A 16,178-nucleotide genomic window follows, 5' to 3' on the forward strand; every position below is an offset into this window, starting at 1 on the left:
CCATGCAATTTTTATCGCCTATATCCGCTATCTTTGCGCTGTCTCTGCCCGCAATCGTTCTGATGTACGTACTGAAACGGGTGTATATCGATACTGAAATTTCCAGCCATTTGCTTTGGAATCGCGTGCTGCGGGAGCAGGAGGCCAACCGGCCATGGCAAAAATTGCGCAGCCGCCCGTTGCTGCTGCTGCAATTGTTCGCTGCTGCGCTGCTTGTTTTGGCGCTTATGCAGCCCTATTGGACCCGGGAATCGGCGGCATCCGGCCATACGGTAATTGTGATGGACCGTTCGGCAAGCATGACTGTGCAATCGGAAGACGGACGCTCTATGCTGGAGCAAAACGTGCAGCTGGCAGAGGATTGGATCACCGCGCAAAAGGAAGGCCGGCGCATTACAATCATCGCTACTGGCGAGCAGCCGGTAATGATCGCATCGGGCGAGCTGTCGCATCGCGATGCGTTGACGGCGCTGCGTGCTTTGGAGCCTGACTTTGGAGCCAGCGACAATTTGGCTGCCTTGTCTTTGGCCGATTCGCTGCTCGGCGATGAGCCGGACGGCTCAATTATGCTCTACAGCGATGGAAGATGGAGTGATGCAAGCGCAGTTAATGAACTGCAGCTTCACGCCAAGCTGATGCTGGCAGGAGCAAATGGCACGGAAGCTGCGCCAAGCTTTAATCGCGCAATTGTTCATTTTGGCGTAAAAAACGATCCGGACGCAACAGGATTCAATAAGGCAGTCATTACGATACGCAACGATGCGGATACCGCGCAGCAATTCAAAGTAAATGTGTATGCGGACGGATCAGCAAAGCCATTTGCGACGGAGTCGGTTAAAGCTGAAGCCGGAGGCTGGACGAGCTTGACGGTGAATAAGCTGCCTGCTGGAGCAGCTTATTATAAGGCGCAATTGGCTGGCGGGAATGATAGCTATTCAGCGGATGATGTCGCGTATCAATTTCCGTCCGAGTCTAGAACCAAGCGAGCGCTTCTTGTCAGCAAGGGCAATCTTTTTCTGGAAAAAGCGCTTCAACTGGCAGGCGTCTCCACGGTCAAAGCTGACCCGGAGCAATATATACCTGACGCAGACGATCAGAAGCAGCTGGATTGGATCGTCGTCGATGGCAGCGGTGACAAGCTGCTTGCCGATAAAAGCTGGGAAAAGCTGCTGAAATCAAAACCGGTCTGGTACATCGATCATCCGGCGGGGACGGAGACGGTTGTACCGGGCAATAACCGGGTGGAGCTGGCCGACCATCCGGTCGTGGCTTACCTGTCTTTTGCAGATACGCATATCGGGCGGCTATTAAAGCCGAAAGATGCGCCGCTGTGGGGCAAAGCTATCGTCACGTACGGAGGAGTTCCTGCCATCTACGCGGGCGAGGTTGAGGGCAAGCCGCAGCTGCGGTTCACCTTTGATTTTCAGGATACGGATTTGCCGCTGCGGCCGGAGTTTCCGGTGCTTGTCATGCAAGCTGCAGACTGGATGAGCGGCGGCTCCCGGAGCGAGCTCGGCACCGCTGTTGCCGGATCTGCGCTGCCATTGTCTTTCAGCGGCGAGACGGTTAGCGCTCAGTGGAAAGCGGTAGAGCAGCTAAGCGGTTACGGAGATGGCAGTGCGTCACAATCAGTAACGATTAAAGGTACTGCTGCTGATAACGTAAGGGCCCCGTCGATTCCAGGCTTGTACCGGCTGCTCGAATATGACAAAGCCAATAAAGTTGTAGCTGACCGTCTGCTGGCTGTCAGCGCGGATGGAGCGGAAAGCGCAGCGTTTGGCCAAGTGGAGCCTATAGCGCCTTCGTATGCTTCTGAGGCAGGCGGTGCTGGAAGCGGGAGCAGTCTGCAGGATAACGGGCAATTAGTTCCGCAGACAGCGGCAACAGCTTCAGCTGCTGCGTGGATTGCGCTGCTGCTGCTCCTTGTTTTGGCAGGAGAATGGGAGGTGTATCGCCGTGGGCATGCAAGTTAACTCGCCGGTATTTCTGCTCTTGCTCCTGCCTTGGGCGTTGTTCGTCTGGTGGATGCTTCGCGGTACGGCCAGGCTGAAGGGCGGCCGGAAGGCTGCCGTCGTGGCGATACGCTCGGTCATTATGCTGCTGCTAATTGCCATTGCGGCACAAGTACAGCCCTATTGGACGACGGATCAGCGCAATGTAGTGTTTGTCGCCGACCGCTCAGCCAGCGTCAACGCAGATCGAGAGCTCGGCGAATGGATTGCACAAGCGATGAAGGACAAAGCGGCCGATGATCGCGGGGGAATCGTTGCAATCGGGCTTGACGCTGCGGTTGAACGCGCGCTTTCACCGGAGCAGATGCTTAACGCAGAACGATACTCGTTCCGGGCGAAGGTCAATGGACAGTTTACAGATGTATCGCAAGGCCTGCGGCTGGCATCCGGCTTGCTGCAGCAGGCTGGCGGAGGAAGAATAGTCGTGATGTCCGACGGTGCGGAGAATGCCGGAAGCATGCTGCGCCAGGTGAATATGTTAAAAAGCGCAGGCATTGCCGTTGACGTCGTTCCCATTACGCCGCCGCAATTGACGGATGCAGCGATCGAATCGTTCACCGTACCGCAAGCTTTGCGGCAGGGCGAGAAATTCAATTTTGAATTTACAATTAACAGCACTACAGCAGGCAGCGGCGAGCTTCGCCTTTATGCTGACAATAGAGAATTGTCACGCAGCACAGTCCAGCTGGAAGCGGGAGAGAATCAATTTGCTCTGCAAAGCGCGGCGCTTGAACCAGGCTTCCATCAGTTTAGGGCTGAGCTATATGCCGAAGGAGACGAGCGCGAGCAAAACAACGTCGCCTATGGATTCAGTAAAGTGAGCGGTCCGCCTAATGTGCTTATTGTCGAGGGGGAGCCGGGGTCATCGGGTAATGTCGAAGCGGCGCTTAAGGCTTCTTTTATCGGCTATGACACGATAGCACCTGAACGGCTGTCAGTGGAGCTGGCCTCCTATGCCGCCTATGACAGCATCATTTTGAACAATGTGCCCGCTACACGAATTGCTGAGAAGCCGATGGAATGGATCGCGAAAGCCGTAAGCGACTATGGAATTGGACTGGTTATGCTGGGCGGCAATGACAGCTTTGGTCTTGGGGGTTATTTTAAAACACCAATCGAACGAGCCTTGCCGGTCTATATGGATTTGAAAGGAAAACGCCAAATTCCAACATTAGGTCTCGTACTAGTAATCGACCGCTCCGGCAGTATGGACGGGGGCAAGCTTGAGCTGGCGAAGGAAGCGGCGATGCGGACCATAGAACTCATGCGGGATGAAGATACCGTGGCGGTCGTTGCCTTCGATTCATCGCCATGGTGGATTGTCGAACCGACGAAGCTGACCGACCGCAAAAAAATTATTTCGCAAATTCAAGGCATCCAGCCCGAAGGCGGTACAGAAATCTACACGGCGCTGAGTGAAGCTTATAATAAGCTGTTGGAGGTGCAGGCGCAGCGGAAGCATATTATTTTGCTGACGGACGGCCAGTCTTCGACGAACCCGGGTTACAGCGCGTTAACCTCGTCGATGGTGGACAAGCAAATGACGATGTCGACGGTTGCCGTAGGCGACGGTGCTGACCAAATGCTGCTGAAGAGCCTGGCCGAGGCTGCTAAGGGACGCTATTATTTTACAAAAGATGAAAGCACGCTTCCGGCTATTTTCAGCCGTGAGACGGTTATGATGTCGCGAACCTATATCGTGGAGCAGACGTTTACGCCTGCCCTTGGGCAATCCGGCAACTGGTCGGCATTATGGAAAAATGGTCTTCCTCAATTGAATGCCTATATTGCGACAACGGCTAAAGAAACGGCGGAAGTTGCATTGCTGTCGCCCGACGGAGATCCCATTCTGGCCCGCTGGCCTTACGGTTCGGGCAGAGCAGTCGCATGGACCAGCGACATGACCGGACGGTGGTCGCGAGACTGGGTCAATTGGCAGTCGCTTCCGGGCGTGCTGACAGAATGGATTAAGTGGACGTTCCCGCAATTCGAAAGCGTGCCTTACCAGGTTAACGCCGAGCTGGATGGCCGGAAAGCAAACATTGTAATCTGTTCGGAAAGCGGCGACTCCGATCTGGCGGCGAAGCTGAATGCTGTAGTCAACAATGATGCAGGAGAGACGCAGAAGCTGGAGCCTATTCCGATTGCACCGGGTGAATATGAAGCGAGTTTGTCAGTGACTCAGCCGGGCGTTTATTTAATGAGAATTGGGGGAGAAGAAGGCGGAGGCACAACTTCGGGCTTCGTGATTCCATATTCACCGGAATATAAGCTGTCTGTTAATAATGATGCTGAAGCGCTGAAGCAGCTTGCCGAGGCGACGGGCGGCAGAGTGCTGTCGCTGGACAAACCGGGAGAGGCTTTCCGCTTTGATCCTGAGAAGCAGCGCCAGTTAATAGATTGGTCGCGTTCCTTGCTTATAGCGGCTTTACTTTTACTGCTGGCAGATATTGCACTTAGGCGGATATCGATACCTTGGTCGCGCTTGGCTAGCTGGCTGCGGCAGCGGATGCGCGGTTGGAGCAGAGGAGGCTTGAAGGCTGCTCCGGGCGGAGATTTGTCCTCGCAATCGATGACCAGGCTGCAGCAGCGGAAAAGCCGGACGGCTGAATTTTACGATAGGGGCAAGGAAGAGGCTCCTGCTATAAATAGTTCACGGCCAGCTGGAGGGCATAGTGGTTCTTCTTTGGGGCCGCGGCCAACTGGGGTTGACCGGAATCAGCCAGTACACTTGAAGCGACCAGATTCGGATGCCGGAAAGATGCCGGGGCACGGACTACGGCAAGGTCAAGAAAAAGCGGCTCAAGGACAAGGTAAAGGCCAGGGCGGACAAGGGCAAGGTCAGGGGCAGGGTCGAGATCAAGGGCAAGAACCAGGGAAAGCGAATACGCAGCAAGGCGATGGAAACGACAAAATGAGCCGTCTGCTTGCAGCCAAAAATCGTACAAAACGGTAACTGAAAAGATGAGGAGTTCTGCTCAGTTCTGGAGCTTCTAAGTTTTGTGCGGGATGCTATTACAGCTTTGATGTTGAGTTGGCTGGACAGTAGCTTTGCTGAGCGATACAATGCAAGAGAAGGAGTGATGGCGATGGATTGGATGTCCACTCTTGTCGAGCAGCGTATTCAGGAAGCGATGGCACGAGGCGAGTTCGACCAGCTGAAAGGGAAGGGCAAACCGCTTGAACTGGAGGATTTGTCGTATGTGCCCGAGGAACTTCGGGTTGGATTCAAGCTGTTGAAAAATGCCGGTCTCGTGCCGGAGGATTGGCCAAAGAGATGGTTACACTTCAGGAATTGCTGGAATTATGCAGGAATGATACGGAGCGGGAAGCGTTGAATCGCCGGCTCAATGAAAAGCTTCTGCGTTATCGGATGATGATGGAGTCCCGGAGCTGGAGCCAGTCGCCTGCCTTTACGCAATATGAGACGCAAATCGAGAGAAAAATCGAAGGGAATGACGAATAGCATGTTTCCAGAAATTACACCTGAAGAGGTTGAAGGATTATTAAATGAAGGCAAGCAGCTTAACCTGATCGACGTTCGTGAGATCGACGAATGGGAGTCCGGTCATATTAAAGAGGCTAGCAGCCTTCCGCTGTCGGAGCTGCAAGAGCGTGTTAATGAGCTGGATAAAGAAGCAGATCTCATCATCGTATGCCGCAGCGGCAACCGCAGCGGCAGAGCTTGCGAGTTCCTGCAGGCGCAAGGCTATAAAGTGACGAACATGACTGGCGGCATGCTTCAATGGCAAGGCGAAGTTGAGTTCGGCGCTTAAGTAAATAGAGAACTTGTTGAACCCCCTGGCAACTTGCATTTTTGCAAGTTGCCAGGGGGTTTTTCGTTAGTTTGCGAGCCGCTACAAGCGGCTCTCTGATGACTGATTGTAAAGCGGTGCAGCCAGTCCAAGGTATGGCTTATCGATGGCTAGAAGTCAGTCCGAGGTCGCCAGCCACAGGCTGATCGCGGAGTGGCGCCAGTCTGAGGCAGCCAGTCATAAGGTGACCGCAGAGCGAAGCAGGTTCGCAAAATAACGAAGGTAAATTCGTTATTTGCGGTGAGAAGTGGTTGGTAGTACCTGATAGCGAATCTTTTATCGCAATTGGAGAACCTAGGTTCGCGAGTAGCGAAGCTAGATTCGTTGTACGGTGGGGTGGGTGCTGGCAAGGGATCCTACAGCGAATGTTACTTCACTAAATAGCGAATGTGCTTCGTTGTCTGTGCGGGGATGGTTCATTGTAAGCGGTGCAAGTGGTATTAGTCCATGGTCACCGTCCGATGAATTGTCGATCGCCGAGAGACGCGAGTCCGAGGTCGCCAGCTATAGACCGGTAGCAGAGCGAAGCCAATCCAAAGTAGCCAGCCAAAGGCCCGTAGTTAAGTGAAGCCAGTCTAATGTCGACAGCGACAGACTGGTCGCGGAGCGAAGCAGGTTCGCAAAATAACGAAGGTAAATTCGTTATTTGCGGTGAGAAGTGGTTAGCAGAGCCTGATAGCGAATCTAATTTCGCAATTGGAGAACCTAGGTTCGCGAGTAGCGAAGCTAGATTCGTTGTACGGTGGGGTGGGTGCTGGCAAGGGCTCCTACAGCGAAAGTTCATTCACTAAATAGCGAATGTGCTTCGTTGTCTGTGCGTGGGATGGTTCATTGTAAGCGGTGCAAGTGGTATTAGTCCAAGGTCACCGTCAGATGGCTGGCCGATCGCCGAGAGATGCTAGTTCGAGGTCTCCAGCCATAGGCCGGCAGCAGAGCGAAGCCAGTCTAAAGTAGCCAGCCATAGGCCCGTAGCTAAGTGAAGCCAGTCTAATGTCGACAGCCAGAGACTGATCGTAGAGCGAAGCAGGTTCGTAAAATAACGAAGGTAAATTCGTTAATTGCGGTGAGGAGTGGTTAGCAGTACCTGATAGCGAATCTATCTTCGCAATTGGAGAACCTAGGTTCGCGAGTAGCGAAGCTAGGTTCGTTGTACAGTGGGGTGGTTGCTGGCAGGGGCTCCTACAGCGAAAGTTAGTTCACTAAATAGCGAATGTGCTTCGTTGTCTGAGAGAGAGAGATGGTTTATTGTAAGCTTACGTTCGAGCTGCCGTGGGACGGGGGTTCTTCCAGTGAATAGCAGAGAGCAAAATGTACAGGACGAAGAAGTAGGAACTAACCCAACTCTCCGACGAAAATTATAGCTCCATGCATCATCGCATATTTTTCCGCTGCTTATTCATGACTCCGGCCTGTCCGTCATATAGATGAGGCAGGACATGTTTGCCGTCCTCCCGGCTCAGCTGTATTTGCTGGCCGTTGGGAGGCGGACGGAAAGCGGGTGAATGATCGTTGGACAATGCGGAGCTGCAAAGCGTGACGATAGATTATGCCATTCAGGGAATGAGCTGTACGGCTTGTGCCGCAAGAATAGAGAAGACGGTTGGCAAGCTGGCCGGTGTGGAGGAGGTTGCGGTCAGCTATCCGGCGCGCACGGCGTGGATTCAATATGCGCCTAATCTAATCGACCCTGCTCAAATCGCTGATAAAATCAAGCAAATCGGCTTCCAGCCTTCTGTACCGGAAAAGGCGAAGGAAGGGTTGGATAAGGAACGCCGCTCGCTGTTGATCCGATTGATCTTTTCTGCGCTGCTGACGCTTCCGCTGCTTGGTGCGATGGTGCAGCATCTTTCTTTTTCGGGTGAGGTGCAGCTTCCGGCCATTCTAACCAATCCGTGGCTGCAGCTTGGTCTGGCGACCATCATCCAGTTCGTCATTGGAATGCCGTTCTACTATGGCGCGTATCAAGCGCTGCGGGCGCGTTCCGCCAATATGGACGTTCTTGTCGCGACCGGAACGTCGGCCGCTTACTTGTATAGCCATTATATCGTGCTGACAGCCGGGTTCCCGCTAGCCGCTGCACACGAGCTGCCGCTATATTTCGAAACCTCCGCTGTCGTCATGACTGCCGTACTGCTCGGCAAATTTATTGAAGTCAATGCTACGTCAAGAGCCCAGGACAGCGCCGCCGGCTACGGTAAACTGAAAAATGAGACGGTCATTGTCGAGCGGGCGGGCATCCGTATGGAGATTAAGACGGAGTTCGTCCGTATCGGCGACTATGTTCTTGTAAATGCCGGAGAGACGATTCCTGTCGATGGCGTCATTGCGAAGGGGGAATCCGACGTAAACGAATCGCTGCTTACCGGGGAGAGCCTGCCTGCCGCCAAGCATGCTGGCGACCGTGTATGGGCAGGTACGGCGAACGGCAGAAACCCGCTGCGTATTCGTACGGAAGCGGCGGGTCATTCTACGATGCTTAACCGGATTAGCGAGCTAGTCCGGCAAGCACAGCGCAATAAATCGGCTATTCAAAGACAAGTCGACCAAGTGTCGGGATGGTTCGTACCGGCAATGCTGCTGCTTGCCGCGCTTACGTTTCTAGCCTGGTTTTTTATATTCGCACCGGGCAATTGGGAGCAGGCATTTCGCTGTTCCGTTGCCGTCGTTCTCGTTGCATGTCCTTGCGCATTAGGGCTGGCAACGCCAATCTCTTTAGTTGTAGCTACAGGCCGTCTTGCCAAAAAAGGGGTCGTAGTGAAAGAGGCAGGAGCGCTGGAGCGTCTAGCCCAAGTAGATACGATCATTTTGGACAAAACCGGCACACTGACGGAAGGCAAGCCCCGCATTCGTCAGGTCTATGCCCATAACGGCAGCAAATCGGCTGTTATTCGGCTAGCGGCAGCAGTAGAATTTCATTCTGCACATCCGCTGGCGAAAGCGATAGTAGAGGAGTCGGACAAAATGGGACTAGTCCTTCCTTCGGCAGAGCAATTCGTGTATACGAGCGCCAAAGGGGTGGAGGCAACGGTCGAAAACCGCCAGGTTGGCGTCGGTAACGCCGCATGGATAATAGATAAGCTGAGCCAGCCCCTGTCGGGCGGAGTATCTTTTTTCGCTGATGAGCGGGAGCGGGCGGGTGAGACGGTGCTTTACGTCATCGACGACGGTAAAATAGCCGGAGCGATGTCGTTTATAGATACAGTAAAGCCTAATGCGAAAGAGGCGATTGCCCGCTTGAAGAAAGCGGGAATAGCGGTCATTCTGGCGACCGGCGATCATATGGCGCCAGCGCTAGGAGCCGCGAAGGAAGCGGGCATAGACAAAGTGTACGCCTCGCTTCTTCCTGAGGATAAGCTGGAACTGGTTCGCAAGCTGCAGGCAGGAGGGAAACGCGTCGGTATGGCCGGGGACGGCTGGAATGATGCGCCAGCACTCGCAGCATCCGATGTCGGCATGGCGATGGGAGACGGTACGGAGGCGGCATTAACCGCTGGACATTTGACGCTGCTCCAGCCCAGAATGACTGCGATTCCGGAGGCGGTGCTCATCAGCCGTCTAACGGTGCGGAATGTTCGTCAAAATTTGACTTTTGCATTCATATACAATGCGCTTATCATTCCGTTTGCCGCCTATGGCATGCTCCAGCCGTGGATGGCCGGGACGGCAATGGCCTTCAGCTCGGTATCGGTCGTAGGGAACGCGCTTCGCTTAAATAGCAGACTGAGACGGGCGCTGGGTCCAAACCAAAGCTAAAGCTAAATCAAAGCTAAAACTAAAGCTAAACTCCATTAAGTCAATGTCAAGCCGCTCCTAAACATAGACAAGGCTTAAATGGAATGTTATAGTAGCTACGTTATAATTTCATAACATGTATAATGACGCTATTGCCTTCTGGAGCAGGATGGTGTTGGAATGAAGGCTTGTCTTTTGCCTAAATAACGGGCAAAAAGCATTTCCGGCACAGAAGCCGAAAATGCTTTTTTTGTGTGAATTTATTAACGAATAACAGAGCTTAAGGAGTGTAACGGAAATGAAATGGAATGCCAAGCTTAAACTGATGATGGCTGTAATGCTTACGGCGATGCTGCTTGTAATCGCGGCTTGCGGCGGAGCTGTAAAGGACAACGGCAATGGAAATACGGGCGCAGGCAACGGAGGCGCGGCTGTAGAACAAGGCGAGTCCGGCTCAGCTGCATCGGAATATCCGCTGAAAATTAAGGATGACACTGGAACCGAGCTTACGTTCGAGCATGCTCCTTCTAAGGTCGTTACGCTAGTGCCAAGCGAGACCGAAATTATGTATGCGCTCGGCGGCGCGGATTTAGTTGCGGGCGTCGATCAATACAGCAATTACCCGGAAGAAGCGGCGGCAAAGCCGAAGGTTGGCGATATGACAACGAATATCGAGGCGGTTGTAGCGCTCACCCCGGATCTTGTGCTCGCTTCCTCGAGCATGAACACGGATGCGGTTGCAAAGCTTCGTGAATTGGGCATTCCCGTGTTTGCATCTGATCCGCTGACCTATGACGCTACGATCGAGAAGATTGAAAAGGTTGGACACATCGTCAATAAAAACGAGGAAGCTGCCAAGGTTGCCAGCCATATGCGTGAAACGAAGCAGCAAGTGGTCGATGCCGTTAAGGGAGCTGATAAAAAGAAGGTCTATTTGGAGTTTTCGGTAGGCTGGACAGTAGGCTCCGGCACGTTCCTGGACGAGCTGCTTACATTGGCAGGCGGCACGAACATCGCAGCTTCGCAGCCTAGCTGGTATGAAGTTAACGCGGAGGAAGTTGTGAAGCAGAATCCGCAGATTATTATTTTTCCGGCATTGAAGGAAGAGCCTAACCCGATTAAAGCGGCAATTGAAGGCCGTCCAGGCTGGGATACAATTGATGCGCTGAAAAATAAACAGCTGTTTGCCGTGACGGAAGATCCGCTCGTTCGCGTCGGTCCAAGACTTGCGGATGGCCTGCTTGAGATGGCGAAAGCGATCCATCCGGATCTCGTCAAATAAGCGATGAAGCGAAAAATGTTTAGCTATGGAGGAGCAGCTTTGCTCCTTCTTGCTGTTTCTATGCTTGTGAGCTTATCGATCGGCTCGGCCGGCATATCGCTAAAGGACGTTTGGGGCATTTTGCTGCATCAGCTATTTGGAGGAAGTGACGCAGGTCAAACCTGGAGTGCAGGAGATGTTGCTGTAGTTACTCAGGTCCGGCTTTCCCGGGTTTTGCTGGCCGTTCTCGTTGGCGCTTGTCTGGCGCTGGCCGGGGCAGGCTTTCAAGGCGTGCTGCGCAACCCTCTGGCTGAACCTTATACGCTTGGCGTAGCGTCGGGCAGTTCCGTTGGCGCGGCCTATATGATTCTATTCGGTTATCAGACGCTGATCGGCATGTGGACAATTCCGGCCGTCGCGTTTGCGACGGGTGTCGTTACATTGTTTGGCGTCATCTGGCTGTCACGAGGCCGTTCGGGAATGCAGCTGGAGACGCTTATTTTGTCTGGCGTCATCGTGCAATCCTTTCTGGGAGCGTTCGTATCGCTGATGGTGTCGATGTCAAACAGCGTAGTTAATCAGATATTGTTTTGGCTTATGGGCTCATTGGCCTTAAAATCATGGGGACATGTTTACGTTCTAATTCCGTTTCTCCTTATTGGACTGCCGCTGCTGTTTGCTTATGCGAATCCCCTGAATCTGATGGTGTTTGGCGAAAGACACGCCTCGCATCTTGGCATTCGTGTAGAGCGAACGAAGCTGATCGTACTTATCGGCTCTACGCTGTTGACTGCAGCCGCCGTATCGGTATCGGGTGTCGTTGGCTTCGTAGGGCTCGTTATTCCGCATTTAATCCGGCTGATTGCCGGGCCGGACTATCGGCTGCTCATTCCGTTGTCAGCGATTGGAGGCGGTATATTCATGCTTTGGGCAGATACGGTTGCCAGAATGGCATTCAGCCCGAAGGAAATTCCTCTGGGCGTTGTAACCGCATTGATCGGAGCGCCGTTTTTCGCCTATCTGCTGTATAGAAGCAAGCGCAGTCAGGAGGATAAGGCATGATTGAGGCGAAACAGTTAACGAAAAACATTCATGGAAACTCCATACTGAGCGGCGTGACCCATTCTTTTCAGGCAGGATGCTTTTACGGTATTATCGGCCCGAACGGTGTTGGCAAATCAACGCTGCTGCAGCTGCTTTCCGGTGCGTCAAAGCCGACATCGGGAGATGTACTGCTGGCGGGAAAGCCGCTGGACAGCTATGGGGCCAAGCAGCTGGCCCGCAAGCTGGCTGTGCTGCAGCAAGGGGGACTGCCTCCGGCTGCTTTTACAGTGCGGGAAGTAGTTGGAATGGGCCGATATCCTTATCAGAACTGGTTTGGGGATGAGAAGAACGATCCGGCTGATCTAATTGACCGGGCACTGGAAGCGATGGGGCTCACAGCTTTGCAGCATAGGCAGCTGGAGCGGCTCAGCGGAGGTGAACGGCAGCGGGCTGCACTCGCAAAGGTTATGGTGCAGGAAGCGGAATTGATAATGCTAGATGAGCCGACTACATACCTCGATATCGGCTATCAGATCCATTTGCTGGACACCGTTCAAGCTTGGCAGCGGGAGAGGGAATTGACCGTTATCGTTGTGCTGCATGATTTGAATTTGGCAGCGCTCTACTGCGATCAATTGCTTGTGTTGCACGAAGGGGGCATCGCGGCTTCCGGGCCGCCCCGGGAAGTGTTGAATGAATCGCTCATACGGAGCGTTTATGGCGCTGGAGCAACGATTGTGGCGCATCCGGCGACGGGAGTACCGCAAATTTTACTGCAGCCCGGAGGGGCAGCGCCATTACGATAAGGGAGAGGTGAAGCGGTTATGGAAACGGGCAATTGCAAAGAAATCGCATACATGCTGGGAAGAATCAATGCCTTCGACGAGGGAGCAGCTGCAAGCGCGCAGCGGCATTCGGATCAATTAACGAAGCCGCCGGGCAGCCTGGGCAAGCTGGAGGCTATCGCATGCCAGCTTGCAGGCATTCATGGGGGACTATGGCCGGATTTGCAGCGAAAAGCCGTTGTCGTTATGGCGGCCGATCATGGAGTGTGTGAGGAAGGCGTCAGCGCTTTTCCGCAGGAAGTCACCTCGCAGATGGTGCTTAATTTCTTGAGCGGCGGCGCAGCTGTCAACGTATTGGCGAAGCAGGCAGGAGCGGATGTTTATTGTGTTGATATCGGTGTGAAATCGCCAATCGACCATCCGGGGCTGCTGCAGCATAACATCGTGCGCGGAACGGCAAATATGACGAAAGAAGCTGCGATGAGTCTGGAGCAGGTGCTGCGAGCGATTTTGGCCGGGGTTAAAGTGGTGGACGAGCTTGCGGAGCAGGGCTACCGGCTGTTCGCTACGGGCGAGATGGGAATTGGCAATACGACAGCAAGCGCGGCACTTGCATCCGTGTTTACCGGCTTGCATCCGGGGCTGACAGTCGGCAGAGGTACAGGTATCGATGACAAAGGCTGGCTGAAAAAGGTCGAGATCGTAGAAAAGGCGCTCGCGCTTCATTCTCCTGATCCGAAGGAGCCGTTTCTGGCGCTTGCCCAGGTTGGCGGTGCGGAAATTGCCGGCTTGGTTGGCGTTATTTTTGGCGCAGCGGCCAATGGCTGTCCTGTCATAATCGATGGCTATATTTCCTCTGTTGCCGCATTGGCTGCAGTACGAATATCCGAGCATGTCCAGCCTTATCTGATCGCCTCGCATCTGTCTCAAGAGCAGGGTCATGCCAAAGTGCTGGAGGCGATGGGATTATCGCCGATGATCGATCTGGACATGCGGCTAGGCGAAGGAACGGGAGCGGTGCTTGGGTTTCATTTCATCGATGCGGCGCTTAAATTAATGCAGGAAATGGCGACTTTCGAGAGCGCCGGTATTTCGAAAGAGTAGGTGAGCGGGTTGGCAATTCTAGTAACAGGCGGAGCGCGCAGCGGGAAAAGCTCGTTCGCTGAGCAGCTTGCTGCCCGCCTCGGCAGGCGCGGCATCTACATTGCGACAAGCCGGGTGTGGGATGAGGAAATGGCGGAGCGGATTGAGAAGCATAAGCTCGGCCGCAATAAGACGGGATTCCAATGGCGGACAATTGAAGAACCGCTGGAGCTGGCACAGACGCTTCAACAGCTGACACGAGATGCCGAATCCGCCGGCCCGTCTATAGATAAAGGGGAGAGACCGGTCGTATTGGTCGACTGCCTGACCTTATGGCTCTCCAACTGGCTTCTGCTGGCTGAAGAGAAGAAGGGCGAGCACTCAGAAATAGATAGGGGAGAGTGGCTGGAGCCCCAGACACAATTGCTGCTTGAAGCTATTGCTGCATTTCCTTATCCTCTTGTACTTGTAACGAATGAAGTTGGTGACGGCGTTGTGCCGCCCTATCCGCTTGGACGAATATTTCGCGATGAAGCAGGCCGCTTGAACCAGCGTATTGCGGCAATTAGCGAACGGGTCTTTTTGGTCACTGCGGGCATTCCCGTAGACATCAAGGCGCTTGCGTTCCAGTGGGACCAGCTATGATGCTGTTCTATTCATGGCCTGAAATTCTGCTGCTTGCAGCAGCGGCCATTGCGATCGATTGGGCTATTGGCGATCCCAAGTGGCCGACTCATCCTGTTATTTGGATCGGGCGGCTGATCCGGCTGCTGGAGCGCAAGCTGAGGGAGAAGGAGCAATTGCGCAGACGAAGTCCGGCTGCGGTAAAAGCTTCGGGAGCTTGTTTGACAATCCTGACGCTTCTGGCTTCATTCGGGATCATGTGGCTGATCATCGCAGCAGCCGATTGGATTCATCCATGGCTTGGTTATGCGGCAAGTGCTTGGTTCATCTCGACCACTATCGCTGTTAAAGGACTGGGACAAGCGGCGATGCTTGTCTACCGTCCTCTTGTCTCCGGCGATTTAGCCGATGCGCGTAAATATGTCGGCTATATTGTCGGGAGAGATACAGAGCGGCTCAATGAAGAGGAAGCGTCGCGGGCTACGGTGGAGACAGTAGCTGAAAATACGGTAGATGCGTTCGTCTCGCCGATTCTATTCGCATTGATTGGCGGAGCGCCGCTTGCAATGCTTTACCGCGCAGCCAATACATTAGATTCCATGGTCGGCTACCGGAACGGCAAATATGCCGATTTCGGCTGGTGTTCGGCCCGGACCGACGATGTTCTAAATTATATTCCGGCCCGGATAACCGGCCTGTTGCTGTCCCTGTCCGCGCTGCTGCACCGAGGGATGTCCGGGGCCGGGGCAATGCGCTCTATCCGGCAATTCGCCCGTCTTCATCCAAGTCCCAACAGCGGCATTCCGGAATCTGCAGTAGCGGGAGCGCTCGGTATTGAGCTGGGCGGCTTGAACTATTATTTTGGTCAGCCAAGCGAGCGGGCTAGAATGGGCTGGCCGCTGCGCAAGCTGGAGGCGGCAGATATCCGCCGCGCTGTCCGTCTGCTCTATTTGACTAGCATCCTGATCATGGCTGGAGTGTTGATCTCATGGTATATCGTTCATTAATCGTTCATGGGCAAGCGTTAATTGCAGCTGTACAGTTTTTGACCCGCATTCCCGTTCCCGTACAGGTGCCGTTCGAGCCTAAGCAGCTGTCGCGAAGCATCATTTATTTTCCGGCTGCCGGGGCAATAGTCGGAGCGGCAGCTGCTATTTGCTATGGAATGCTGGGATTTTTTATGCCTGCACTCCCCGCTGCCGTCATCGTACTTGCTGTATGGACGGCGATGAGCGGCGGACTGCATCTGGACGGCTGGATGGATACGGCGGACGGCGTACTCAGCCACCGCTCCCGGGAACGGATGCTGGAAATTATGAAGGACAGCCGTGTTGGCGCTATGGGGGTGATAGCGGCGGTGCTGCTGCTGTTGTTCAAATTTGCCGTCTTAAGCGAACTGATCGAACTGGGACTGGAAAGCGGAGCCTGGCGGAAACCGATGGCGCTAATCGCAATCACGCCCGTTTGGAGCCGCTGGTGGATGTCGGCAGCCATTGTGGGCTGGCCTAGCGCAAGAAAGGGCGAAGGGATCGGAGCGATGTTCGGTACTGCCGGACCTGTGCAGATGGCTGCCGGATTTCTGCTTGCTGCAGCGCTGACCCTGGTCTTTTCTTTTGCAGGCGGCATCCCGTTCGAGACGGCAATTCTCTGGTGCGCAGGCGCTGCGTTCATTACAACGGCAACCGGTTTGATCGGCGCGGTATGGCTAAACCGGAAGCTTGGCGGCTTGACAGGCGATACATACGGCGCGATGAATGAGGCCGTTGAAGCGGTTCTCATCCTTGCGGCGCTCCTTTTATTGAAATGATGAGAGAGGTGAAGC

General features: G+C 54.0%; 13 protein-coding genes. All 13 read left to right on the forward strand.

From position 1 onward, the window contains the following. The first annotated feature begins 2 nt into the window (after nucleotides 1–2). A complete protein-coding gene (locus tag ACFVVF_RS01220) occupies nucleotides 3–1,973 on the forward strand; it encodes a vWA domain-containing protein (RefSeq protein WP_387804647.1) in 1,971 nt (656 codons plus the stop codon). Next, nucleotides 1,963–4,968: a VWA domain-containing protein gene (locus tag ACFVVF_RS01225; RefSeq protein ID WP_387808719.1), complete on the forward strand. Its 3,006-nt coding sequence runs from the start codon at nucleotides 1,963–1,965 to the stop codon at nucleotides 4,966–4,968. Before ACFVVF_RS01220 ends, ACFVVF_RS01225 begins: the two co-directional genes overlap by 11 nt. Before the next feature lie 70 nt (nucleotides 4,969–5,038). Beyond that, complete coding sequence (locus ACFVVF_RS01230) at nucleotides 5,039–5,350, forward strand: DnaJ family domain-containing protein (RefSeq protein ID WP_387804649.1); 312 nt, start codon at nucleotides 5,039–5,041, stop codon at nucleotides 5,348–5,350. Then, nucleotides 5,347–5,478: a hypothetical protein gene (locus ACFVVF_RS01235; RefSeq protein ID WP_387804651.1), complete on the forward strand. Its 132-nt coding sequence runs from the start codon at nucleotides 5,347–5,349 to the stop codon at nucleotides 5,476–5,478. The genes ACFVVF_RS01230 and ACFVVF_RS01235 overlap by 4 nt, the downstream gene beginning before the upstream one ends. Then, the gene (locus ACFVVF_RS01240) at nucleotides 5,468–5,788 is read left to right on the forward strand and encodes a rhodanese-like domain-containing protein (RefSeq protein WP_387804653.1); all 321 of its coding nucleotides are present in this window, start codon (nucleotides 5,468–5,470) and stop codon (nucleotides 5,786–5,788) included. The genes ACFVVF_RS01235 and ACFVVF_RS01240 overlap by 11 nt, the downstream gene beginning before the upstream one ends. A 1,548-nt stretch (nucleotides 5,789–7,336) precedes the next feature. Further along, a complete protein-coding gene (locus ACFVVF_RS01245) occupies nucleotides 7,337–9,580 on the forward strand; it encodes a heavy metal translocating P-type ATPase (RefSeq protein ID WP_387804655.1) in 2,244 nt (747 codons plus the stop codon). 277 nt (nucleotides 9,581–9,857) lie between these two features. Further along, nucleotides 9,858–10,841, forward strand: a complete 984-nt coding sequence (locus ACFVVF_RS01250) for an ABC transporter substrate-binding protein (RefSeq protein ID WP_387804657.1) — start codon at nucleotides 9,858–9,860, stop codon at nucleotides 10,839–10,841. Nucleotides 10,842–10,844: 3 nt separating this feature from the next. After that, nucleotides 10,845–11,882, forward strand: coding sequence for a FecCD family ABC transporter permease (locus ACFVVF_RS01255; RefSeq protein ID WP_387804659.1), 1,038 nt, complete (start codon nucleotides 10,845–10,847; stop codon nucleotides 11,880–11,882). Next, a complete protein-coding gene (locus ACFVVF_RS01260) occupies nucleotides 11,879–12,670 on the forward strand; it encodes a heme ABC transporter ATP-binding protein (protein WP_387804661.1) in 792 nt (263 codons plus the stop codon). The genes ACFVVF_RS01255 and ACFVVF_RS01260 overlap by 4 nt, the downstream gene beginning before the upstream one ends. A gap of 18 nt (nucleotides 12,671–12,688) precedes the next feature. Further along, nucleotides 12,689–13,753 carry a nicotinate-nucleotide--dimethylbenzimidazole phosphoribosyltransferase gene (gene cobT / locus ACFVVF_RS01265; RefSeq protein WP_387804663.1) on the forward strand — a complete coding sequence of 355 codons (1,065 nt, stop codon included), beginning with the start codon at nucleotides 12,689–12,691 and terminating at the stop codon, nucleotides 13,751–13,753. Nucleotides 13,754–13,762: 9 nt separating this feature from the next. Continuing rightward, the gene (gene cobU / locus ACFVVF_RS01270) at nucleotides 13,763–14,377 is read left to right on the forward strand and encodes a bifunctional adenosylcobinamide kinase/adenosylcobinamide-phosphate guanylyltransferase (protein WP_387804665.1); all 615 of its coding nucleotides are present in this window, start codon (nucleotides 13,763–13,765) and stop codon (nucleotides 14,375–14,377) included. Beyond that, nucleotides 14,377–15,363 carry an adenosylcobinamide-phosphate synthase CbiB gene (gene cbiB / locus ACFVVF_RS01275; protein ID WP_387808722.1) on the forward strand — a complete coding sequence of 329 codons (987 nt, stop codon included), beginning with the start codon at nucleotides 14,377–14,379 and terminating at the stop codon, nucleotides 15,361–15,363. The genes cobU and cbiB overlap by 1 nt, the downstream gene beginning before the upstream one ends. Continuing rightward, nucleotides 15,345–16,163, forward strand: a complete 819-nt coding sequence (cobS, locus tag ACFVVF_RS01280) for an adenosylcobinamide-GDP ribazoletransferase (protein WP_387804667.1) — start codon at nucleotides 15,345–15,347, stop codon at nucleotides 16,161–16,163. Before cbiB ends, cobS begins: the two co-directional genes overlap by 19 nt. The last annotated feature ends 15 nt before the right edge of the window (nucleotides 16,164–16,178 follow it).

This window comes from Paenibacillus sp. NPDC058174 (assembly GCF_042883865.1).
Classification (GTDB): Bacteria; Bacillota; Bacilli; order Paenibacillales; family Paenibacillaceae; genus Pristimantibacillus.

Bases quoted from the DNA above. Each gene is read 5' to 3' on its own strand.
- cobT (WP_387804663.1), top strand. From the start codon at position 12,689: ATGGAAACGGGCAATTGCAAAGAAATCGCATACATGCTGGGAAGAATC.
- cobS (WP_387804667.1), top strand. From the start codon at position 15,345: ATGGTATATCGTTCATTAATCGTTCATGGGCAAGCGTTAATTGCAGCT.
- cbiB (WP_387808722.1), top strand. From the start codon at position 14,377: ATGCTGTTCTATTCATGGCCTGAAATTCTGCTGCTTGCAGCAGCGGCC.
- ACFVVF_RS01255 (WP_387804659.1), top strand. From the start codon at position 10,845: ATGAAGCGAAAAATGTTTAGCTATGGAGGAGCAGCTTTGCTCCTTCTT.
- ACFVVF_RS01260 (WP_387804661.1), top strand. From the start codon at position 11,879: ATGATTGAGGCGAAACAGTTAACGAAAAACATTCATGGAAACTCCATA.
- ACFVVF_RS01250 (WP_387804657.1), top strand. From the start codon at position 9,858: ATGAAATGGAATGCCAAGCTTAAACTGATGATGGCTGTAATGCTTACG.
- ACFVVF_RS01240 (WP_387804653.1), top strand. From the start codon at position 5,468: ATGACGAATAGCATGTTTCCAGAAATTACACCTGAAGAGGTTGAAGGA.
- ACFVVF_RS01230 (WP_387804649.1), top strand. From the start codon at position 5,039: ATGTTGAGTTGGCTGGACAGTAGCTTTGCTGAGCGATACAATGCAAGA.
- ACFVVF_RS01225 (WP_387808719.1), top strand. From the start codon at position 1,963: ATGCAAGTTAACTCGCCGGTATTTCTGCTCTTGCTCCTGCCTTGGGCG.
- ACFVVF_RS01220 (WP_387804647.1), top strand. From the start codon at position 3: ATGCAATTTTTATCGCCTATATCCGCTATCTTTGCGCTGTCTCTGCCC.